At 43.6% G+C, this 22,694-nt stretch carries 21 protein-coding genes and 1 other RNA gene; 19 read left to right on the top strand and 3 right to left on the bottom strand.

Features of this window, described 5'->3' with window-relative positions; all coding sequences use genetic code 11:
* Positions 1–117: 117 nt before the first annotated feature.
* The 8 genes from EAI95_RS09625 to pepC all read left to right on the top strand — a co-directional run bounded on the left by EAI95_RS09625 (position 118) and on the right by pepC (position 7,551).
* Positions 118–924 carry an amino acid ABC transporter permease gene (locus tag EAI95_RS09625; protein WP_129822843.1) on the top strand — a complete coding sequence of 269 codons (807 nt, stop codon included), beginning with the start codon at positions 118–120 and terminating at the stop codon, positions 922–924.
* Positions 921–1,664 carry an amino acid ABC transporter ATP-binding protein gene (locus tag EAI95_RS09620; protein ID WP_129822841.1) on the top strand — a complete coding sequence of 248 codons (744 nt, stop codon included), beginning with the start codon at positions 921–923 and terminating at the stop codon, positions 1,662–1,664. Before EAI95_RS09625 ends, EAI95_RS09620 begins: the two co-directional genes overlap by 4 nt.
* A 195-nt stretch (positions 1,665–1,859) precedes the next feature.
* Complete coding sequence (locus tag EAI95_RS09615) at positions 1,860–2,087, top strand: DUF4059 family protein (RefSeq protein ID WP_006596860.1); 228 nt, start codon at positions 1,860–1,862, stop codon at positions 2,085–2,087.
* Positions 2,088–2,145: 58 nt separating this feature from the next.
* A complete protein-coding gene (gene trxB, locus EAI95_RS09610; protein WP_023027724.1) occupies positions 2,146–3,060 on the top strand; it encodes a thioredoxin-disulfide reductase in 915 nt (304 codons plus the stop codon).
* Positions 3,061–3,258: 198 nt separating this feature from the next.
* On the top strand, positions 3,259–4,716 hold the full coding sequence (locus EAI95_RS09605) for a nicotinate phosphoribosyltransferase (protein WP_129822839.1): 1,458 nt from the start codon (positions 3,259–3,261) through the stop codon (positions 4,714–4,716).
* Positions 4,713–5,537, top strand: coding sequence for an ammonia-dependent NAD(+) synthetase (nadE, locus tag EAI95_RS09600; RefSeq protein WP_129270655.1), 825 nt, complete (start codon positions 4,713–4,715; stop codon positions 5,535–5,537). The genes EAI95_RS09605 and nadE overlap by 4 nt, the downstream gene beginning before the upstream one ends.
* Positions 5,538–5,593: 56 nt before the next feature.
* Positions 5,594–6,145: a GNAT family N-acetyltransferase gene (locus EAI95_RS09595; RefSeq protein WP_129822837.1), complete on the top strand. Its 552-nt coding sequence runs from the start codon at positions 5,594–5,596 to the stop codon at positions 6,143–6,145.
* Between the two features lie 68 nt (positions 6,146–6,213).
* Positions 6,214–7,551, top strand: coding sequence for an aminopeptidase C (pepC, locus tag EAI95_RS09590; RefSeq protein WP_129822835.1), 1,338 nt, complete (start codon positions 6,214–6,216; stop codon positions 7,549–7,551).
* A 61-nt stretch (positions 7,552–7,612) separates the two neighbouring features.
* Here the strand turns inward: pepC and pbp1a are convergent, their stop codons facing one another.
* The gene (gene pbp1a, locus EAI95_RS09585; RefSeq protein WP_129822833.1) at positions 7,613–9,730 is read right to left on the bottom strand and encodes a penicillin-binding protein PBP1A; all 2,118 of its coding nucleotides are present in this window, start codon (positions 9,728–9,730) and stop codon (positions 7,613–7,615) included.
* Complete coding sequence (gene recU / locus EAI95_RS09580) at positions 9,731–10,324, bottom strand: Holliday junction resolvase RecU (RefSeq protein ID WP_129822831.1); 594 nt, start codon at positions 10,322–10,324, stop codon at positions 9,731–9,733.
* Positions 10,325–10,390: 66 nt separating this feature from the next.
* On the opposite strand from recU, the gene EAI95_RS09575 reads away from it, so the two are divergent.
* The 5 genes from EAI95_RS09575 to EAI95_RS09555 all read left to right on the top strand — a co-directional run bounded on the left by EAI95_RS09575 (position 10,391) and on the right by EAI95_RS09555 (position 14,393).
* Positions 10,391–10,918 carry a DUF1273 domain-containing protein gene (locus EAI95_RS09575; RefSeq protein WP_129270663.1) on the top strand — a complete coding sequence of 176 codons (528 nt, stop codon included), beginning with the start codon at positions 10,391–10,393 and terminating at the stop codon, positions 10,916–10,918.
* Between the two features lie 69 nt (positions 10,919–10,987).
* Positions 10,988–11,332, top strand: coding sequence for a cell division regulator GpsB (gpsB, locus tag EAI95_RS09570; protein WP_006597079.1), 345 nt, complete (start codon positions 10,988–10,990; stop codon positions 11,330–11,332).
* 22 nt (positions 11,333–11,354) lie between these two features.
* An RNA gene (gene rnpB / locus EAI95_RS09565) (RNase P RNA component class B) lies at positions 11,355–11,720 on the top strand.
* Positions 11,721–11,784: 64 nt separating this feature from the next.
* Positions 11,785–12,957: a class I SAM-dependent RNA methyltransferase gene (locus EAI95_RS09560; RefSeq protein ID WP_129822829.1), complete on the top strand. Its 1,173-nt coding sequence runs from the start codon at positions 11,785–11,787 to the stop codon at positions 12,955–12,957.
* Positions 12,954–14,393: a cell division site-positioning protein MapZ family protein gene (locus EAI95_RS09555; protein WP_129822827.1), complete on the top strand. Its 1,440-nt coding sequence runs from the start codon at positions 12,954–12,956 to the stop codon at positions 14,391–14,393. The genes EAI95_RS09560 and EAI95_RS09555 overlap by 4 nt, the downstream gene beginning before the upstream one ends.
* 43 nt (positions 14,394–14,436) lie before the next feature.
* Here EAI95_RS09555 and EAI95_RS09550 read toward each other — a convergent pair whose 3' ends face one another.
* Positions 14,437–14,919 (bottom strand): S-ribosylhomocysteine lyase, encoded by a 483-nt coding sequence (locus EAI95_RS09550; protein ID WP_006596848.1) that lies wholly within the window; start codon positions 14,917–14,919, stop codon positions 14,437–14,439.
* A 270-nt stretch (positions 14,920–15,189) separates the two neighbouring features.
* Between EAI95_RS09550 and EAI95_RS09545 the strand changes: the two genes are divergently transcribed.
* The 6 genes from EAI95_RS09545 (at position 15,190) to rsmB (ending at position 22,682) form a co-directional block, all read left to right on the top strand.
* On the top strand, positions 15,190–16,797 hold the full coding sequence (locus tag EAI95_RS09545; protein WP_129822825.1) for a ribonuclease Y: 1,608 nt from the start codon (positions 15,190–15,192) through the stop codon (positions 16,795–16,797).
* A 209-nt stretch (positions 16,798–17,006) separates the two neighbouring features.
* Positions 17,007–17,636: a guanylate kinase gene (gene gmk, locus EAI95_RS09540; protein ID WP_006596846.1), complete on the top strand. Its 630-nt coding sequence runs from the start codon at positions 17,007–17,009 to the stop codon at positions 17,634–17,636.
* A 28-nt stretch (positions 17,637–17,664) separates the two neighbouring features.
* Positions 17,665–17,979: a DNA-directed RNA polymerase subunit omega gene (gene rpoZ, locus EAI95_RS09535; protein WP_126403850.1), complete on the top strand. Its 315-nt coding sequence runs from the start codon at positions 17,665–17,667 to the stop codon at positions 17,977–17,979.
* Between the two features lie 62 nt (positions 17,980–18,041).
* Positions 18,042–20,432, top strand: coding sequence for a primosomal protein N' (locus EAI95_RS09530; protein WP_129822823.1), 2,391 nt, complete (start codon positions 18,042–18,044; stop codon positions 20,430–20,432).
* Positions 20,433–20,443: 11 nt separating this feature from the next.
* Positions 20,444–21,379: a methionyl-tRNA formyltransferase gene (gene fmt / locus EAI95_RS09525; RefSeq protein WP_129822821.1), complete on the top strand. Its 936-nt coding sequence runs from the start codon at positions 20,444–20,446 to the stop codon at positions 21,377–21,379.
* Complete coding sequence (gene rsmB, locus EAI95_RS09520; protein WP_129822819.1) at positions 21,369–22,682, top strand: 16S rRNA (cytosine(967)-C(5))-methyltransferase RsmB; 1,314 nt, start codon at positions 21,369–21,371, stop codon at positions 22,680–22,682. The genes fmt and rsmB overlap by 11 nt, the downstream gene beginning before the upstream one ends.
* Positions 22,683–22,694: the final 12 nt, after the last annotated feature.

Genomic DNA, 22,694 nt, shown 5'->3' with positions numbered 1-22,694 from the left:
CTTGCTTGAGATCACATCAGACCTGAAGCATGATTTACGAACAATCAATAGCAAAACTCAGTATTTTAACTGTAAATATGATAGAATGATTCATTATCGAGGGAGGAAGTAACGAAGATGTTTACAACTACTTATCTGGCATCCGGCTGGTACGAAGAGTTTTTAAAATGGATACCAGAAGGAGAAATCTTTAACCTACGCGTCGTTTTTGAAGCAATTCCAGGAATTTTAAAAGAGCTTCCAAATACGATTTTGTTAACCTTGGCAGGAGCCTTTTTTGGTTTATTGCTAGCCCTATTGTTTGCCATTGTCAAAATCAATCGGGTAAAAATCCTTTACCCGATCCAAGCCTTGTTTGTGAGTTTTTTAAGAGGGACACCAATTTTGGTTCAGTTGATGCTGACCTACTATGGAATCCCGCTCCTATTGAAGGCCATTAACCAACAATATGGGACAGCCTTTAATATCAACGATGTACCAGCCCATTTATTTGTCATTGTGGCCTTTGCCTTCAATGAGGCGGCCTATGCCAGTGAGACCATTCGGGCTGCGATTTTGTCTGTTGATGCGGGAGAAATCGAAGCAGCGAAGAGTCTCGGGATGACCAATGCCCAAGTTTATCGTCGGATTATTATTCCAAATGCAGCCGTGGTTGCGACTCCGACCTTGATCAACTCTTTGATTGGTTTGACCAAGGGGACTTCCCTGGCCTTTTATGCAGGTGTTTTGGAAATCTTTGCCCAAGCCAAGATTATGTCGGGGAATGACAGTCGCTACTTCGAGCGCTTTATCTCTGTTTCATTGATCTACTGGGCCATTAATATTTTGATTGAACAATTGGGACGTTGGATCGAACAGGTACTCTCTATCAAAGATCCAAAAGTTGTTACCCAAACCTTGCAAGAGGAGGAACGAGCAGCATGATTCGGATTTCACAATTATCAAAATCTTTTTCCGGTCAAGTGGTCCTAGACCATCTCGATTTGGAAGTTCAAAAAGGGGAAGTTGTTGCTTTGATCGGTTCTTCTGGAGCTGGGAAATCAACCTTCTTGAGAAGTTTGAATTATCTGGAAGCTCCGGATAGTGGCAGCATTGAGATCAATGGGGAAAAGGTAGACTTTGAAAACATCAGCAAGGACGATATCCTGACCCTTCGAAGAAAGCTAGCTATGGTCTTTCAACAGTTTAATCTTTTCAGCCGCAAGACAGCCTTGGACAACGTCAAGGAAGGTTTGGTCGTCGTCAAAGGCTTATCCGACCAGGAAGCGACCAAGATTGCCAAAGAAGAACTCGCAAAAGTCGGTCTGTCGGACCGCGAAACCCATTACCCTCGTCATTTGTCAGGAGGGCAGAAACAGCGGGTGGCCTTGGCACGTGCCCTAGCCATGAAGCCAGAAGTCCTCTTATTGGATGAGCCAACTTCAGCCCTCGATCCGGAATTGGTCGGAGAGGTAGAAAAAGCCATTGCAGCAGCAGCTCAGGCAGGTCAAACCATGATTCTGGTCAGTCATGATATGAGCTTTGTTTCCCAGGTGGCAGACAAGGTCTTGTTCCTCGACAAGGGGAAAATTATTGAATCTGGGACACCAGAAGAGATTATGAAAGCTCCTAAAGAAGAGCGGACAAAAGAATTCTTTGCTAGTTACAAACGAACATTTGTTTGATATAATATATAAGAGCTCGAGTCTGGAACGCGATGTTTCAGACTCGGATTTTTCTTTGAGTAGGTGCCTCAGGAAAAGAGGATTATTAGTAGTTCATTTTTCCGCATAGATAGAAGTTTCAAGTTGATCCAATGGTGAACGAAACGAATCGGCATCTCGTCCCCTCATTCCAATCTTGGATACTAAGGAGATCTTATGTTAAACCAATTGCTATCTCTCTATATCGAGAGCCTAATCATCACTTCAATTGGGGTGTTGGTTGCTTCAGCTATTTGGATAGGCTTGCGAGCGGCTCGTAAGACGGATAAAACAGCTAAGGAACGCCAGTTACACCTCTATGATATTTTATTAATTGATATTATGACAATTCCAGTTCTTACCTTTGCAGTTATCGGAGTTCTGTTTATTCTTCGAGCAAGATAATTGCAAAATGGTTCAATTGGAGTTAGAATCAAGATAGTTACAACAAAAGGAGAAGCTTATGTATGATACACTGATTATCGGCGCAGGACCTGCGGGAATGACTGCAGCCTTGTATGCAGCCCGCAGCAATCTAAAGGTTGCCTTGTTAGAAGCTGGAATTCCTGGCGGACAGATGAACAATACGTCCGATATCGAGAATTATCCAGGCTATGCCAATATCAGTGGACCTGAATTGGCTGAAAAGATGTTTGAACCTCTAGAAGCCCTAGGTGTGGAACACTTGTTCGGTAGAGCTGAAAACATTGTGGATCAAGGAAGCTACAAGGAAATTACGACAGATGATGGCCTCTTGCAAGCCAAGACCGTTATTATTGCGACTGGTTCTAACCATCGCTTGTTGGGAGTTCCAGGTGAAGAAGAATTAAATAGTCGTGGGGTTTCTTATTGCGCTGTCTGTGATGGCGCCTTCTTCCGAGATGAAGACCTCATGGTTGTTGGTGGAGGAGATTCTGCGGTTGAAGAGGCAATCTTCCTGACTCAGTTTGCTAAGTCTGTTACCATTGTTCATCGACGCGATGCCCTACGTGCCCAAAAAGTTCTTCAAGACCGAGCTTTTGCCAATGAAAAGATTCACTTTGCTTGGAATACAGTGGTCGAAGAGATCAAAGGGGACAACCGTGTGACCAGTCTGGTCTTAAAAGATGTTCAAACTGGTGAGGTTCGCGAGCAAGCAGCTGGTGGTGTCTTTATCTATGTGGGCTTGGATCCTGTCAGTGACTTTGCCAAAGACCTCGGTATTCTAGACGACCAAGGTTGGGTGATCACTGATGATCATATGAAGACCTCCGTGCCGGGTGTCTTTGCGGTTGGAGATGTCCGCCAAAAAGATCTTCGTCAGGTCACCACAGCGGTTGGGGATGGCGCTGTCGCCGGTCAAGAAGCTTATAAATATATTACTGAACACGAAGAATAAGAGAGAAGAAAGGGATGTTCGTCTGATGGAAAGAGGCGAAGATCCCTTCTTTTTTACGATAAAAATGAGGCTTAACCCGGATTAAACTCATGTGGTCCTGCTTAAAATGTGCTATAATGTGTTTAAAATTATTTTGGACTGTGCCAGTTGACAGAGCGTGACTGGTACCATGACGTAAAAAAAGAAGAGGGATCAAACATGTACCCAGATGATAGTTTAACTCTCCATACTGATTTGTACCAAATCAATATGATGCAGGTTTACTTTGAGCAAGGCATCCACAATAAAAAGGCGGTCTTCGAAGCCTATTTCCGCCAGCAACCCTTCAAAAATGGCTATGCCGTCTTTGCAGGTCTTGAGCGCATTGTCAACTATTTGAAGAATCTACGTTTTTCAGAGTCGGATATTGCCTACTTAGAATCCTTAGGCTACGAAGGAGCCTTCTTGGATTACTTGAAAAATTTTAAAATGGAATTGACTGTTCGTTCTGCCAAAGAAGGGGACCTGGTCTTTGCCAATGAGCCGATTGTCCAAGTAGAAGGACCGCTTGCCCAGTGTCAGTTGGTTGAAACGGCCCTCCTCAATATTGTCAATTTCCAAACCTTGATTGCCACAAAAGCCGCTCGGATCAAGGCTGTGATCGAAGACGAACCTTTGATGGAGTTCGGAACTCGTAGAGCGCACGAAATGGATGCGGCTATTTGGGGAACCCGTGCAGCCGTTATTGGAGGCGCTAGCGGAACCAGTAACGTACGTGCAGGAAAACTCTTTGACATCCCTGTCCTTGGGACACATGCCCATGCCTTGGTGCAGGTCTATGGCGATGATTATAAAGCCTTCAAGGCCTATGCTGAGACCCATCGCAACTGTGTCTTCCTGGTGGATACCTATGATACGTTGCGCATCGGAGTTCCAGCTGCGATTCAGGTGGCGCGTGAGATGGGCGATCGTATCAACTTCCTAGGAGTGCGGATTGACTCTGGAGATATTGCCTACATCTCGAAAAAGGTTCGCCAACAGTTGGATGAAGCTGGTTTCACAGAAGCGAAGATCTATGCTTCAAATGATTTGGATGAGAACACCATCCTCAACTTGAAGATGCAAAAGGCTAAGATTGATGTCTGGGGTGTCGGAACTAAGTTGATCACAGCCTATGACCAACCAGCGCTCGGAGCAGTCTATAAGATTGTTGCTATCGAAGACGACAATGGTCAAATGCGAAATACCATCAAGCTTTCTAACAATGCTGAAAAAGTTTCAACCCCAGGGAAGAAACAAGTTTGGCGGATTACCAGTCGGGAAAAAGGAAAATCTGAAGGGGATTACATTACTTATGATGGAGTAGATGTCAATGAACTGACAGAAATTAAGATGTTCCATCCGACCTATACCTATATCAAGAAGACAGTTCGAGATTTTGATGCCATCCCGCTCTTGGTCGATATTTTCAAAGATGGGAAACTAGTCTACGAATTGCCAGCTTTGATGGATATCCAATCCTATGCTCGGAAGGAATTTGACAAGCTCTGGGATGAGTACAAACGTGTCCTCAATCCACAACATTACCCAGTGGACTTGGCCAAGGATGTATGGCAAGATAAGATGGACCTCATTGATCAAATGCGTCAGAAAGCCTTGGGAGGTGAAGAAGAATGAGCCTACAAGAAGACATTATTGCCCAATTAGGGGTCAAGCCAGTCATTGATCCTCAAGAAGAGATTCGCCGGTCGATTGATTTTTTGAAGGACTACCTGCAAAAACATCCTTTTCTAAAGACCTTTGTCTTAGGAATTTCGGGAGGACAGGACTCGACCCTAGCAGGTCGCCTGGCTCAATTAGCCATGGAGGAAATGCGGGCAGAGACTGGAGATGCTAGTTATCAGTTTGTTGCAGTCCGCTTGCCCTACGGTGTCCAAGCAGATGAAGCAGATGCCCAAAAGGCCTTGGCCTTCATCCAGCCAGACGTCAGCCTGGTCGTGAACATCAAGGAATCGGTCGATGCCATGGAGCGTGCTGTCGAAGCGACAGGAACGGATGTCTCAGACTTTAACAAGGGCAATATCAAGGCACGGAGCCGGATGATTGCTCAGTATGCCTTGGCAGGTGCCTATAGTGGAGCCGTCATTGGGACAGACCATGCAGCCGAAAATATCACAGGATTCTTTACCAAGTTTGGAGATGGCGGAGCCGATATTCTGCCTCTCTACCGCCTTAACAAGCGCCAAGGCAAGCAGTTGCTTCAGGCACTGGGAGCTGATCCAGCCTTGTATGAAAAGGTACCGATTGCGGATTTGGAAGAGGAGAAGCCAGGTATCGCTGACGAAGTAGCTCTTGGGGTGACCTATGCAGAAATTGATGACTACCTAGAAGGAAAATCAGTTAGCCCGGAAGCTCAAGCAACCATTGAAAACTGGTGGCACAAAGGCCAACACAAACGCCATCTACCGATTACGGTATTTGATACCTTCTGGCGTTGATAGGAAAGAAAAGTCGGTTGAGCCGACTTTTTTAAAACAGGATAGGAGGAAAGAGAATGAGAAAATTGGGTACTATTGAACTGAAGACCAAGCGTTTATTACTAAGACGCTTTGTTGTAGAGGATGCAAAGGCAATGTTTGAAAATTGGGCGTCTGATACAGATAATCTTAAATATGTGACTTGGGATCCCCATACAAATCCTCAAGTGACTCAAGCTTCAATTGAGAGATGGCTCCTTTATTACCAAGAGGAAAACACCTACAAATGGGCGATTTGCAAGAAAGATGATCCCACACAAGTGATAGGTGATATCAGTGTCGTTTCTCAGAATCCACAAAAAGAACTGTGTGAAGTCGGCTATATTCTAGGGAAGAACTTCTGGGGTCAAGGTCTGATGACAGAAGCCCTCCAGACTGTTTTACACTTTTTGTTGGTAGAGGTGGGATTCAAGGAAATTCAGGCCAAGTATGTCAGTTTGAACCCTGCTTCGGGAAGGGTTATGGAAAAAGCTGGGATGCAATATCTAGCTACTCTCCCAAATGCTGTTGCCAGAAAAGGCTATGTCGGAGATCAAATAATCTACACTATCCATTCTTCTGACCTTTAAAACAATTTTTACTTGAAGATTTTAGCCAATGGTCTATAATGGTAAGTAGCTTTACAAAGGAGAATCTTATGTCAGAATTAACACAAGAATTTACAGATCAACTCTATGCGAATTACCAAGCAAATGTGAAATTTGTGGCTCTTGAAAATGCCATCACCCACAATGGGATTCATGCAGCTTTAGAGACACGCAAAAGTGCAGTTGAAAATACACCCGTCTTTTCTCTTGATTTAACCAAGGACAAGGTGACGGACCAGAAAGCTTCAGGTCGTTGCTGGATGTTTGCGGCTCTGAATACCTTCCGTCATAAAATGATTGCCAGCTTCCAATTAGAGGATTTTGAGTTGTCTCAAGCTCATACCTTCTTCTGGGACAAGTACGAAAAATCCAACTGGTTCTTGGAACAAATCATTGCGACAGCGGACCAGGATTTGACCAGCCGCAAGGTGGCCTTCCTCCTTCAAACCCCTCAACAAGATGGTGGTCAATGGGATATGGTCGTTTCCCTTTTTGAAAAATATGGGGTCGTACCCAAGTCTGTCTATCCAGAATCTATCTCATCTAGCAATAGCCGGGAGCTCAATACCTACTTAAACAAATTGTTGCGTCAAGATGCGCAGATCCTGCGCGAATTGCTTGCGACTGGAGCAAATCAAGCAACGCTTCAAAGCAAGAAAGAAGAGCTCCTCCAAGAAATCTTTAATTTCTTAGCTATGTCACTGGGCTTGCCCCCTCGTACATTTAGTTTCTCTTATCGCGATAAGGACAATAACTTCCACACAGAGTCTGGCTTGACACCTCAAAGTTTTTACAAAAAATATGTGGATCTTCAGTTGGAGGACTACGTTTCTGTTATCAATGCGCCAACGGCAGACAAGCCTTATGGCCAGTCCTACACAGTTGAGATGCTGGGGAATGTGGTCGGTAGCCGGGAAGTCCGCTACCTCAACGTTCCGATGGAGCGCTTGAAAGAATTGGCCATTTCCCAAATGAAAGCTGGGGAAACTGTTTGGTTTGGATCGGATGTCGGCCAAGTCAGCAACCGGAAAGCTGGAATCCTTGCGACAGATGTCTACGATTTTGAAGCGGGAATGGATATCCAGCTGACTCAAGATAAGGCAGGGCGTTTAGATTATGCGGAAAGTCTCATGACCCATGCCATGGTCTTGACTGGTGTGGATCTGGACGAAGCTGGACGCTCTCTCAAATGGAAGGTTGAGAATTCTTGGGGAGATAAAGTCGGAACAGATGGCTACTTTGTAGCTTCTGATGCCTGGATGGACGAATACACCTACCAAATCGTCGTCCGCAAGGAACTGTTGACGGCGGAAGAATTGGCTGCTTATGAGGCAGAACCGATTGTCCTAGCTCCTTGGGATCCGATGGGTGCCTTGGCTTCTAAATAATATACATAAAAAACACGATTGTTTAAGAACAATCGTGTTTTATTAATATAGTATGGTCTAATTAGTGATTTTGCTCATTCTCTTTAGAAGATGATTCTGTGTGTTCAGAATTTTCTTCTGAGCTAGATGAACTTGAGCTGTCTTCTGTTGATTCGCTCGTTTCTTCAACTGTATAGCTTGGCTCATAATAGTAGTAATTGTAGTTGTTCTTACCATTATTGAGATAGAGGTAGGAACCGCTACGGTATACGCCACTTGGTTGGGTCCAGTCTTCGCTACCTGATCCGTATTGCTCATACAAATACAGCATCATTTGTTTGTAGACATCCGTCGCGACTTTGATTCCATCATCTAGGACTGGAGTCAAGCGATTGGTATATCCTGTCCATACAGCCATAGAATATTGCGTGGTGTAACCCACAAACAATTCATCAGGTGTCACAATGCTTGAGTAATTGTAGTCTTTGGTCAGTTTTTTTAATTCGTTGTCGGCATAGTTAGAGGTACCTGTTTTACCAGCGTGATAAAGACCAGAGATATTTGCATTGTATCCTGTACCAGCTGTGATAACTGATTTCAACATATCTGTCATCATGTAAGCTGTAGCTTCTTTCATCACTCGTGTTCCAGAGGTATCAAAGTTCTTCGTTGTACCATCGCTAAAGACAACCCGATTCACATATTGTGGCTTGTAATAGGTACCGCCATTTGCGAAGGTTGCATAAGCAGCGGCCATTTTCTCACTGCTAGCCCCGTATTTGTTGCTAGAGTCGCTGGTATTACTTGAGATGGCATTTGCATATACCATTTCTGGATAATCGATTCCGATGCTGCTCAAGAATTTTTGAGCCTTCTTCAAACCAACTTTTTCGAGGGCCCGGACCGCAGGAACGTTACGGGATTGTTGGAGAGCATAGACCATGCTGATATTACCATAGTATTGTCTATCCCAGTTATAAATTTGCGTATTTGTACCAGGGAAGTTGTAAGGTGTATCAGGAATGGTTACTCCAGTGGAGCTATATTCTTCATGTTCAATCGCGGGAGCATAATCTGAGATAGGTTTCATTGTAGAACCCCAATCTCGGTTCGTTTCGACAGCTTGGTTGGTACCGAAGGATACATTAGATGATTGATGACGGGATCCCAACTGAGCAATGACTTTTCCGTTTGTCACGTCGATGATAGTAGAAGCAACTTGCAATTCATTATCTGGATAATTGACATATTCGTCAGAGTTGTAAATATCCCACAGACGTTTTTGAGCTGCGGTATCGACGTTGGTGTAGACATCCATACCAGTTGTCAAGACATTGTAGCCTGTTTCTTCTTCGACTTGTTGGATGACTTCTTTAAGGTAGTTATCCATATAAGCAGGATAGTTGCTTGAGCCTGTCAGACTTTGTAAGCCATCTGTAACAGGTGTATTGACGGCACTTTCGTACTGTTCGTTTGTAATGGACTTCATGTCCAACATTTCTTTAAGAACCAGATTACGGCGTTGGAGTGCAGCTTCTGGATTGGTATAAGGGTCATATTGGTTGGGTGCCTGAGGCATTCCGGCCAATAGGGCCACTTGTGGCAGAGAAAGGTCCTTCAAGTCTTTTGCATAGTAGCTACGAGCAGCTGTTTGCATTCCGTAGTTACCGTTAGACATGTAGACTTTGTTGATGTAGTAGGTCAAAATCTCTTGTTTAGTGGCTTTTTGTTCTAATTGTGTCGCAAGCCAAGCTTCTTGGATTTTCCGAGATAGGGTTTGGTCGGACGAAGAAGTAGAGAAGTAAGTGAGCTTGATCAATTGCTGTGTAAGAGTGGATCCCCCTTGGCGACCTCCGCGGAGGTTACTGAAGAAGGCTCCTCCAATACGAATAAAGTCGACCCCTCTGTGGTTGAAAAAGCGGTGGTCTTCAATCGCCACAATCGCATTGACCAAGTCGGTTGGGATTTCATTTGTTTTTACGTTGATTCGTTTCTCAGCACCCAAGTCGGCAATCAGATTGTTTTGATTGTCATAGATTTTACTGGAAGTTGTTGCGATGAGGTCTTTCTCAGAAAGAGTCGGTGCTTTTGAGGCATAGTATCCAAATACCAACCCACCCAGGATAAGTAAAAGGAAAAATAAGGAAATAGCCGCAATCGCTGCATATTTTAACCACTGGATAACTGTTTGTTTGTTCATTTAATTACCGCCTAGTAGATTCTGTTCGATAATATCGAGATAAGGAACGCTTGGAAGGCAATCTGTCTCGATACGATAACCATTTTCCTGTATATAGGTCAATGGCATAGATTTACTGCCGTGATCGATGTTGTAAAAGTCGATTAAGGAAGGAGCAGGCAGTAGATAGGTCTCATTGAGCTTTGCAAAATGCAAGAGCACAAAACAAATTCCTCCCTGTTGGACGACCGCAGTCATGTGATCAATCTGGTGCTGATGAAAGTTCTTCATCGGCATGGATTGTTTCTGCTGGGTCTCTTTTGCTTCAAAATCAATGTAGTGTCCTTTATAAACACCAGAATAGTCTGTGGTAGACGCCTGGCGAAAATAAGCTTCCACAATCTTTGCCCGACTGCGATGAGGATAGTCCACCTTTACAATCTGGATGGGTGTCGGCTTTTTATGAATCACCGCTAGCCCTCTAGAAAGGTAGTACTGATTGCTCTCATTAATCATTTTTTCAAATGTCATCCCCCGATTGGCAAAGTTTACACTTTGCTTCCTCTGGATGGGCGAAGAAGATTTCTTGCTAAGTTTGTGAGGATAGTTGACCATAATTCTCCTTATTGGTACAATTACATCACTCTATTATATCACAAAATGAAGAAGGGAGGGGAAATAATGAATAGTTTACTGATTACAGGATACAAGGCATTTGAATTGGGAATTCTGACAGCAAAGGACCCTAGACTTCCCATTATTAAAGAGGCGATTCGCAGGGATTTAGTCCGTTTTTTGGAAGAGGGCGTCAAGTGGCTGATTTTTACGGGTAATCTAGGTTTTGAAGCCTGGGCCTTGGAGGTTGCCCAGGAATTAAAAAAAGAATACGAGATACAGTTGGCCACGATTTTTATGTTTGAAAACCAAGGAGAGAACTGGAATGAGGCCAATCAAGAACTCCTTAGTCGCTTTAAACAGGTTGATTTTGTCAAGTATGCCTATCCCTCTTATAGCCAGCCAGGCCAATTTAAAGAATACAATACTTTTTTGTTAGAAAATACAGATGGCGCTTATTTATTTTACGATCCAGAACACGAAACAAATCTCAAATATCTTTACAAAATGATGCTAGAAATGGATCAGTATCAGGTCAAAAGATTAAACTTTGATGACTTAAATGAAGTAGCGGAAAAAATTTACGAAAAATAAGTGATTTACCTTGATTTTTGCTCCTCATTTTTTATATAATGATTATGATTAACTAGAACGGAGAGAATGATGGCAAGTATTATTTTTACTGCGAAAGATATTTTTGATCAAGATTTCAAAAAAGAAGTTCGTGGATTTAGTAAAGTTGAGGTAAATGAGTTTTTGGATGATGTCATCAAAGACTATGAAACCTATGCTGCCTTAGTGAAGGAATTGAAAGAAGAAAATGCTCGGCTCCGTGAAGAATTAGCGAAGAAAACGAGCCAAGCAACTCCGAGTCCATCAGTTCCTGAATCTGCTCCAAAGCATGAGTTTCCTCAGGTCACTACTACGACAAACTTCGATATTTTGAAACGCTTAAATCGTCTAGAAAAAGAAGTCTTCGGAAAACAAGTCGTTGATCGTGATTTTTAAGATATAACATATGAATCGTGCAATTTTTGGATAATCGCGTGAGAGCTTTCTCTCATGAGGAAAGTCCATGCTAGCACAGGCTGTGATGCCTGTAGTGTTTGTGCTAGGTGAATCCATAAGCCTAGGGACTTGATGTTCAAGTTACGGCGAGCGAACGGGCTAAGTCTTAGGATAAGTTCTACTAGCTCTGAAAGTGCCACAGTGACGTAGTTTTTAGGGAAACCTAAAAAGTGGAACGCGGTAAACCCCTCAAGCTAGCAACCCAAACTTTGGTCGGGGCATAGGATGCATGGAAACGAACATAGCATTCTGACTGGAAACAGTAGACAGATGATTATCGAAGGAAATGGTACCTAGTCATTTCTGGAACAAAACATGGCTTATAGAAAATTGCATATAGGTGGCGAGGGGGAGAGAAATCTCAACCTCCTTTTTTAAACAATGGGGAATAAATGAAAAAACAATTTGAATTAATCGCGACAGCTGCTGCTGGATTAGAAGCAGTAGTTGGACGTGAATTGCGTGAGCTAGGCTACGATTGCCAAGTGGAAAATGGACGGGTTCGTTTCAAAGGCGATGTTCGTGCGATTATCGAAACCAATCTTTGGTTGCGTGCCGCTGACCGAATCAAGATCGTCGTAGGATCTTTTCCTGCCCGCACCTTTGAAGAACTCTTTCAAGGAGTTTTTGCCTTGGATTGGGATCAATATCTCCCTTTAGGAGCGCGTTTCCCTATCTCAAAAGCAAAATGCGTCAAATCCAAACTGCATAACGAACCGAGTGTACAAGCTATTTCGAAAAAGGCAGTTGTTAAAAAGTTGCAAAAACACTATGCTCGTCCGGAAGGCGTTCCATTGATCGAAAATGGAGCAGAATTTAAAATTGAAGTTTCTATCTTGAAGGACCAAGCGACTATTTTAATTGATACCACTGGCAGTAGCCTGTTTAAACGAGGTTATCGGACTGAAAAGGGTGGGGCACCCATCAAGGAAAATATGGCGGCAGCCATTCTTCAACTTTCTAATTGGTATCCAGATAAGCCCTTGGTTGATCCGACTTGTGGATCAGGGACCTTCTGTATCGAAGCAGCGATGATGGCTCGCCAGATAGCGCCAGGCTTGAGACGGACCTTCTCATTTGAAGAGTGGAATTGGGTGGATGATCGACTGATTCAAGAAGTTCGCACAGAGGCTAGTAAAAAAATCAATCGGAACCTTGTCCTAGACATCATGGGAACTGATATCGATGCGCGGATGGTTGAGATTGCCAAAGAAAATGCTCAAAAAGCTGGAGTTGCGAGCGATATCACCTTTAAGCAAATGCGGGTGCAAGATTTGCGCTCGGAGAAGATCAATGGGGTCATTATCTCCAATCCACCGTATGGTGAACGCTTATCCGATGATGCAGGAGTTACAAAATTGTACGCTGAAATGGGAGAGGTCTTTGAGCCCTTGAAGACTTGGAGCAAATTTATCCTGACCAGCGATGAAAATTTTGAGAAGAAATTTGGGCGACAAGCAGATAAAAAACGAAAATTATATAACGGAACCTTAAAGGTTGACTTGTATCAGTTCTTTGGGGAACGAGTACGTCGACAAGCGACTAGTGAGAAAGGAAACATATGACAAAAGAAGATAAACAGCAGTTGGGCCAAGAGGCAGAGTCAGTTCTTGATTTTAAGGACGCCAAAGAGATGACGATTGGCCAAGCGAATCGCAAAGCTGAAGAAATCGAAGCAGGCGTCAAGGAAACAGACAATGTCCTTGATAAATACATCAAACAGCACCGTGACGAAATCGAAGCTCACAAGTTTGATACCATCGTCATGCAAAAGGAAATGTTGGCTGAGGCAGAGGCTGCAACCACTGTGGAAGCAACAGAGTCAATTCCAAACGAAGAACCAGTGAAAGAAGCAACACCGGCTGAAGCAAGTCAAAAAGAGGTTGCATCTGCTCGCATTCCAGATCCAATTCCTGGGGAACGCCCTGCAAAAATTAAGTTTGGTCCAGAGCCAACAGAACCATATGTGGATGAAGAAATTGAGATTCCTGAAGAACCGAAAAAAAGCCGGGTCAAACCAATTTTGTTTTCAGTTTTAGCTCTGACAGCAGTTGCTACGGCTAGTTGGTTGTCTTATCAATGGATCCGTAACCAGTCTAAAGGGGAAACGACAGTGGTCTCTTCTACTAGCTCATCTAGCAAGAAGTCCTCTAGTTCTTCTTCCTCAACGAGTGCGAATACAGAGGCTTTGCTGAAGGATTTTAATGATCAGTATGCAGCTTTCTTTACAGATGACACGCAGACGAAGTTGAAAAATGATTCTTTTGGTAATTTGGAAAAACTAAAAGCCAGTTTAGATAAATTGAAAGACACCAAGGAATACGATGCAGCCAAAAGTAAATACGATGAATTGGTGAAGCAGGTTTCTGCTATTCAAACAGTAAACTCTCAGTTTACCAGCCCAGTTATTAAGGATGGGGCCATCGATACCAAGGCGCAGGTAAAGAGTGATGCAGTCTTTTCAGATGTGTCGACATCTAATACACAATTGAACCAATTATTGAAGGATGCAGCTTCTCAGGGTCGCTCGCAACAAGTTGCGACTCCAGCACCCGTGACAGATGGTGGTAGCAGTGCTGCAGGTGGAAATGCAGTTTCTTCAGGAACGGTAACCAGTCCTGCTCCTACCCCAGCCCCAGCTACTGAAGGCAACACGACAGGCGAAGTGAACCCAGGCTATTCTGGCTTTGGTCTTCAAAGTACTGGTGTGCCACTTCAACGAAACTTGAGCCGGGTGCCATACAACCAAGCAGCGCTTGACGATGTAAACAATCCTGCATGGACCTTTAACCCTGGTATTTTGGAGAAAGTTCTGAAGATTGCTCGGGAACGTGGTCATATCGTTGGGGATCAATACATCTTAGAACGCGTGAATATTATCAACGGCAATGGTTATTACAACCTCTTTAAGCCAGATGGAACTTATTTGTTTAGTATCAATGCTAAAACAGGCTACTTTGTCGGAAACGGAAAAGGCCATTCCGATGCATTGGATTATTAAGAATTAAAAAAGACTTCTCTTTCAAAGAGAAGTCTTTTGTTTTTTATACGATATGGCGTGTGAATGGATCGTCAGAAATACCTTGTTCGAGAATCAATTTGCACCACTCTTTGGCAGAAAAGAGGCTGTGATCTTTATAGTTTCCACAAGATTCAATCGTCGTTCCTGGCACGTCTTCCCAGCTTGTCGCTTCAGCAATTTCCTCTAAAGAGGATTTAATGACTTGTGCAATGGTTTTTGGATCGTGCTGTCCCCACATAATCATATGAAATCCAGTACGACACCCAAATGGGGAACAATCGATCATGCCATCAATGCGTTTACGGATCAACATAGCTAATAGATGCTCAATTGTATGTAAACCAGCAGTCGGGATAGAGTCTTCATTTGGTTGAACCAAGCGGATATCGTAGTTTGAGATGACATCTCCTTTTGGTCCAGTTTCCTCTCCGATTAGGCGGACGTAAGGGGCTTTTACAGCAGTGTGGTCTAATTCAAAACTTTCCACAATAACTTCTTTCGTCATGTATCTTCCTCAATTTCTTTTTTCTTGATTATAGCACAATTGTCAGTGGATGAAAACATAAGAGAAGAGAGAGGCAAGTAGCCGTTGAAATAAGATTCAGAAGCTTGTTTTTAGGGTGTTTTTCCGTTAGAATCAAAGGAAAGAAGCATTAGAATAATAGCAGAAATAGATTAGTTTTCGCTAGAAAATTTGTTTGTTAATTTTGTAAAAATATGATAAAATAATAAAGAATTTTTTAATTCAACTATTCATTAGATTAGGGGTAAAAACATGGAATTTGGAATTGCAATTGTTTTTGCCGCAATCATTGGTTTAGTCATTGGATATGTAGGGATCTCAGTCAAGATGAAAGCATCGAAAGAGGCTGCAGAACTTACTCTTTTAAATGCTGAACAAGAAGCAACGAATTTACGTGGACAGGCAGAGCGCGAAGCTGATTTGATTTTGAAAGAAGCTAAGCACGAGTCTAGTTCACTTAAAAAAGAAGCACTTTTGGAGGCAAAGGAAGAAGCCAGAAAATATCGAGAAGAAGTCGATGCTGAGTTTAAATCAGAGCGTCAAGAATTAAAACAATTAGAAACCCGCTTAGCGGAACGTTCGAATAATCTTGATCGCAAAGATGACAATCTTACGAGCAAAGAGCAAGCTCTTGAACAAAAAGAGCAAAGTCTTTCAGATAGAACTAAACACATTGATGCGCGTGAAGAACAATTACATGAGCTAGAAAAGAAGAAAGAAGAAGAATTAGAAAAAATTGCTTCTCTGACTCAATCGGAAGCACGTGATATTATCTTAACGCAAACAGAAGAACGACTTTCCAAAGAGATTGCGACTCGAATTCGAGAAGCAGAAGTGGAAGTGAAAGAACGTTCAGATAAAGTTGCAAAAGATATCCTGGTTCAAGCCATGCAAAGGATGGCCGGGGATTTTGTGGCAGAACAGACCAACTCAACGGTTCATTTACCAGATGATGGAATGAAGGGCCGGATTATTGGTCGCGAAGGTCGAAATATCCGAACCTTCGAAAGCTTGACAGGTGTGGATGTGATTATTGATGACACTCCAGAAGTAGTCACCCTGTCTGCATTTGATCCGATTCGTCGGGAAATCGCACGAATGACCATGGAAAGTCTCTTGAAAGATGGTCGCATCCATCCAGCTCGGATTGAAGAGTTGGTAGAGAAGAACCGTTTGGAAATTGACCAACGGATTCGTGAATATGGTGAAGCAGCAGCCTATGAAATTGGCGCACCAAATCTACATCCTGATTTGATGAAGATTATGGGATGCTTGCAATTCAGAACTTCTTATGGACAGAACGTCTTGCGTCACTCCATTGAGGTTGCTAAGTTATCTGGTATTATTGCTAGTGAGCTTGGTGAAAATGCTACCTTGGCTCGTCGAGCTGGTTTCCTTCATGATATTGGTAAAGCCATCGACCGTGAGGTAGAAGGTAGCCACGTAGAAATTGGTACTGAATTAGCTCGTAAATACAAAGAGCATCCAGTTGTTGTCAATACGATTGCCAGTCACCATGGTGATGTCGAACCAGAAAGTGTCATCGCAGTTATTGTTGCAGCAGCTGATGCCTTGAGTGCAGCGCGTCCAGGTGCTCGGAGCGAGTCTCTTGAAAGCTACATCAAACGCCTGCAAGATCTTGAAGAAATTGCAAATGGCTTTGAGGGAGTTAAGACCAGCTTTGCCTTGCAAGCAGGTCGTGAAATTCGAATTATGGTCAGCCCTGAAGAAGTCAAGGATGATAAGTTGACCATCTTGGCTCATGATATCCGTGAGAAGATTGAGTCCAACTTGGAGTACCCTGGTAATATCAAGGTAACCGTTATTCGTGAATTACGTGCCATTGATTATGCAAAATAGAGCTTGTTAAAAGCCATATATAAAAAGATAGTCAGCGAAGGTGGAACAACCTTAGTTGGCTATTTTTTTAAGTCGTGTTAAAAATGGGATAGCACAGATGAGATGGTTCATTGGTAGAGAAGCGGTTAGGGCCTTGCCTCTAGGAAAAATCTGTTGAAAAATCTTTCTATTTTTGTTACACTAGATAGAAAGACAGCGAAGGAGACAAAATGGCGGATCGAGGATTATTAATCGTTTTCTCAGGACCCTCAGGTGTTGGGAAAGGAACGGTTAGACGTGAGATTTTTGAAAGCTCAGACAATCAGTTTCAATACTCAGTATCGATGACAACACGTGCACAACGTCCAGGTGAAGTGGACGGAGTAGATTATTTCTTCCGGACACGTGAAGAATTTGAGGAGTTGATTCGTCAAGGTCAAATGCTCGAATATGCTGAATATGTTGGCAATTACTATGGGACTCCCTTGACCTATGTGAACGAAACCCTCGATAAAGGGATCGATGTTTTCCTTGAAATCGAGGTGCAAGGGGCTTTGCAGGTCAAGAAAAAGGTACCAGATGCCGTCTTCATTTTCCTGACTCCTCCAGATTTGGATGAGTTGCAAGATCGTTTGGTTGGACGTGGCACAGACAGTGCGGAAGTCATTGCCCAGCGGATTGAAAAAGCAAAAGAAGAAATTGCCCTCATGCGTGAGTACGATTATGCCATTGTCAACGATCAAGTACCTTTGGCTGCAGAACGTGTTAAACGTGTGATTGAGGCAGAACATTTCCGTGTTGATCGGGTCATTGGACACTACCAAGAAATGCTTCCCAAAGCCACTCAAGTGGTACGATAATTTAGAATAGGAATTAGGTAAAAAGATTATGATGTTAAAACCATCCATTGATACATTGTTGGATAAAGTACCGTCAAAATACTCTTTGGTTATTCTTGAAGCCAAACGAGCTCATGAGTTAGAGAGTGGTGCAAGTCCCACTCAAGAATTTCAATCAGTAAAATCTACCTTGCGTGCCTTGGAAGAGATTGAAGCAGGAAATGTGGTGATTCACCCAGATCCAGAAGCCAAGCGTGAAGCAGTTCGTCGTCGAATCGAAGCAGAACGCTTGCGTAAAGAAGAAGAAGAGCGTAAAATTAAAGAACAAATCGCGAAAGAAAAAGAAGATGGTGAAAAAATTTAAGGTTGGGTTCGCTCAATCTTATTTTTTGCTATTTAGCGGTAGGACAGGAAGGAGGTGAAAGCATGCTCGCACAAGTCATTGTTGATGTTCCCTTGATGCAAACAGACAAGCCCTATAGTTACCGAGTACCAGAAGAGTTTTCTCCTTTCTTGGAAAAAGGAATGCGGGTACATGTTCCCTTTGGAAAGGGAAATCGGCTCATTCAAGGGATTGTGGTTGACCTTGAAGAGAACACTCTAGCAGCTCAAGACCAAGAATTGAAAAGTATTGTAGAGGTCTTAGACTACCAACCGGTTCTAGGAGAGGAGCAATTTTGGTTGGCAGATCAGTTGCGAAAGACGGTTTTTGCCTACAAGATCACCCTCTTGAAAGCCATGTTACCAAGTGTTTTAAATTCTTCCTATGACAAAATTCTCCATCCGACAGAACTGCTATCGCCAGAAGATAGAGAGGACATTTTTGGAACAGCGACCAGTTTGGCCTTTTCTTCTTTGGATATTGATGCTCAAGCACGAATGATGCGACTGACTCGTAAGGGAGAGTTGGAAGTAGAATACCAAGCAGTGGATCGTAAACATATCAAAACAGAAAAATGGTATCGGGTAAATCATCACCTACTTGAAAATTTGGAAATCGCCAAGAATGCCAAAAAGCGCTTGGCCCTGCGTGAGTTCGTCCAAGGTCAAGAAGTGGAAGCACCTTTGAGTGACTTATTAGCGGAATTCTCTCGTCCTGTTGTGAACTATTTCATTAACCAGGGAGCCGTGCTTATTTTTGAAAAAGAAGTCAATCGTGCGGCAGCCTACTTTAAGGACAAGGAGTCGACGGAGGCCTTGGTTTTGAATGCTGAACAAGAACGAGCAGTCCAAGCAGTCACGCGTCAAATCGGCCAGGACTCCAAACCTTTCTTACTTGAAGGAGTGACGGGGAGTGGGAAGACGGAGGTTTATCTCCAAATCATCCAAGAGGTGCTAGAAAAGGGAAAAACAGCTATTATGTTGGTTCCCGAAATTTCCTTGACGCCTCAAGTGACGGATCGCTTTATTTCTCGCTTTGGGGATCGGGTGGCCATCCTCCATTCGGGCCTATCCAACGGTGAAAAATACGATGAGTGGAGACGTGTTGAGCGAGGGGAGGCCCAAGTAGTTGTTGGAGCACGGTCTGCTATCTTTGCTCCTCTGAAGAACCTAGGAGCTATCATTATCGATGAAGAACATGAAGCAACCTATAAACAAGATAGCAATCCCCGCTACCATGCGCGTGAAGTGGCTTTGCTACGAGCTCAGTATCACCAGGCTGTTTTGGTCTTGGGGTCGGCGACACCTAGTCTAGAAACACGAGCCCGTGCAGGAAAAGGGGTCTATGAATTTCTTCAATTGACCCAACGGGCTAATCCGCTTGCCCGCATTCCAGAGGTAGAAGTGATCGATTTCAGGGACTATATTGGCCAGCAGGAATCTGGAACTTATACGCCCAAGTTGTTGGAGGCTATTGCAGAACGTCTGCAAAGAAAAGAGCAAGTCGTCCTTATGCTCAATCGCCGAGGTTATTCCAGTTTTGTCATGTGTCGGGAATGTGGTCAGGTAGATACCTGTCCGAATTGTGATATCTCCTTGACCTTCCACATGGACACCAAGACGATGGACTGCCATTATTGTAATTACCATAAGGCCATCCCAACTGTCTGTCCCAATTGCCAAAGTCGATCCATTCGTTATTACGGGACGGGGACCCAGAAGGCCTACGATGAGCTACAAGAAATTTTCCCAGAGGCTCGTATTCTGCGGATGGACGTTGATACTACTCGGAAAAAAGGGAGTCACGAGGCCTTGTTGGACCAGTTTGGTCAAGGGCAAGCCGATATTTTGCTTGGGACCCAGATGATTGCCAAGGGCTTGGATTTCCCCAATGTAACGCTAGTCGGTGTCCTCAATGCTGATACAGCCCTAAATTTGCCTGATTTTCGCTCGTCAGAGCGGACCTTCCAACTGTTAACCCAGGTGGCGGGACGGGCCGGTCGTGCGGATAAAGAAGGCCAGGTTCTGATTCAGACCTATAATCCTCATCATTATGCGATTGAATATGCGAAACGCCAAGATTATGAAGGGTTTTATGCCTATGAAATGAAGGTGCGCCACCAATTAGGCTATCCACCTTATTATTACACGGTAGGTTTAACCCTCTCTCACAAACAAGAAGAGGTCGTGGTTAAAAAAGCTTATCAGGTGATGGACCTGTTGAAAGCAGGTCTGTCCGATCAGGTCCAAATCTTGGGACCAACGCCAAAACCGATTGCTCGCACGCATAATTTGTTCCATTATCAAATCCTGTTGAAGTACCGGTTTGAAGACCAATTGCCACAGGTTTTAAATCAGATTTTGGACTATACTCAAGAGCGGGAAAATCAAGATCTTCGAGTCAGCATTGACAATGAACCGCAAAGTTTTATGTAGAAGGAGAAAAAATGACAAAAATACTATTTATGGGAACGCCTGATTTCTCAGCTACAGTCTTAAAAGGCTTGATTTCTGATGAACGCTATGAAATTCTAGCCGTTGTGACCCAACCAGATCGGGCAGTTGGCCGGAAAAAAGAAATCCGAATGACGCCAGTAAAAGAAGCGGCTTTAGAAGCAGGCTTGCCAATCTATCAGCCGGAGAAACTATCTGGAAGTCAAGAACTAGAAGACTTATTGGCTTTGGGAGCAGACGGGATTGTCACAGCAGCCTTTGGACAATTCTTGCCGAGTTGTTTGTTAGAGGCGATGAAGTTTTCTGTCAACGTGCATGCTTCCCTTCTTCCAAAATACCGTGGTGGAGCTCCTATTCATTATGCCATCATGAATGGGGATAAAGAAGCTGGTGTGACCATCATGGAAATGGTCAAAGAGATGGATGCTGGAGATATGATTTCCTCTCGTGCCATCCCTATTTTAGAAGAGGACAATGTGGGAACCATGTTTGAGAAATTGGCTCTTGTCGGTCGAGATCTTCTTTTAGAAACTCTGCCAGCTTACCTTGCGGGAGAGCTTAAGCCCCAACCGCAGGATCCCCAACAAGTCACCTTCTCTCCAAATATCAAGCCAGAAGAAGAACGTTTGGATTGGACACGGACCAATCGTGAACTCTTTAACCAAGTTCGTGGCATGTATCCTTGGCCAGTTGCCCATACCTTATGGAAGGGTGAACGCTTTAAGATATACCAAGCAAAACCGTGTGAAGGTCAAGGAGAACCAGGAGAAATTTTAGCTCTCCATAAAAATGAAATCGTTGTTGCGACGGGTGAGGGAGCCTTGGCCTTGACCCTTGTTCAGCCAGCCGGTAAACCCAAGATGGCTGTTGGAGATTTCTTAAATGGTTTGGGGCGACAATTGCAAGTAGGTGATCAATTTGGTAAATAAGATGCAGACTGCACGAGGGGTGGCCCTATCTACCCTAGGAGAGATTTTCCAGGACGGTGCTTTTTCAAATATCGCCCTCAAAAAATCCTTGGGCAAGGCAACCTTGTCAGATGTGGATAAAAGTCTAGTAACCGAAATCGTCTATGGGACGGTTTCACGCAAACTAACCTTAGAATGGTATCTATCGCACTTTGTCGCTGATCGGGACCAGGTAGATCCCTGGATCTATCATCTTTTATTGATGAGCCTCTATCAGTTCGTCTATCTGGAGAAGATTCCTCCCCATGCTGTTGTTCATGAAGCAGTAGAGCTTGCCAAGCAACGGAAAAAGGGGAGCGAAAAATATGTCAATGCTCTCTTACGGAAAATGCTACGAGAGGGGCTCCCATCGATTGACCAGATAAAACGAGTCAACAAACGACTTTCAATCCGCTATTCTCTTCCGGTTTGGTTGGTGAAAAAGTTGATGGACGAGTATGGTGAAGAACGGGCCATTGCGATTTTTGAGAGTCTCTATGTTCGCAACAAGGCCAGTGTTCGAGTTGTCGATTTGGATCAAAAAGAAGACATCAAGGAGCAATTGCAGGCATCGGATTCCTTGTTGGCCTCAACAGCTCTTGTGAAAGAGAATGGCTATTTTGCGGGCTCTGACTACTTCAAACAAGGGAAATTAACCATTCAAGATGAGACCAGTCAATTGGTCGCTCCGGCTTTAGAGGTCCAACCATCAGACCAGGTATTAGATGCCTGTGCAGCACCTGGGGGCAAGACCACCCATCTAGCTTCTTATCTAGTCGATGGGAAGATTACAGCCTTGGACTTGTACAATCATAAGCTCCAATTAATTCAGGAAAACGCGGAACGTCTGGGAGTTGCAGATAAAATCCAGACAAAAAAACTGGATGCCAGCCAGGTATTTGAAGCTTTTGGAGCGGATGCCTTTGATAAAATCTTGGTAGACGCACCTTGCTCTGGGATTGGTTTGATCCGCCGTAAGCCAGATATCAAGTACAATAAAGACAATGCTGACTTTGCGTCTCTACAGGCGATTCAATTGGAAATATTGGATGGAGTTTGTCAAAGTGTGCGGAAAGATGGTATAATAGTCTACAGTACATGCACAATTATAGGAGAAGAGAATTTTGATGTGGTTGACCAGTTTTTAAAAAACCATCCAAATTTTGAACTCGTGCCATTAGATCATGAACGAAAAGATATTCTGAAAGATGGCTGTATTTTAATTACACCAGAATTGTATGGAAGCGATGGTTTCTTTATTAGTCGTTTTCGAAGAATATCGTAATCTCAGGAGGAT

This window comes from Streptococcus sp. bf_0095 (assembly GCF_004166885.1).
In the GTDB taxonomy this organism is placed as follows: Bacteria; Bacillota; Bacilli; order Lactobacillales; family Streptococcaceae; genus Streptococcus.
This window is presented reverse-complemented; position numbering and strand designations above follow the sequence as displayed.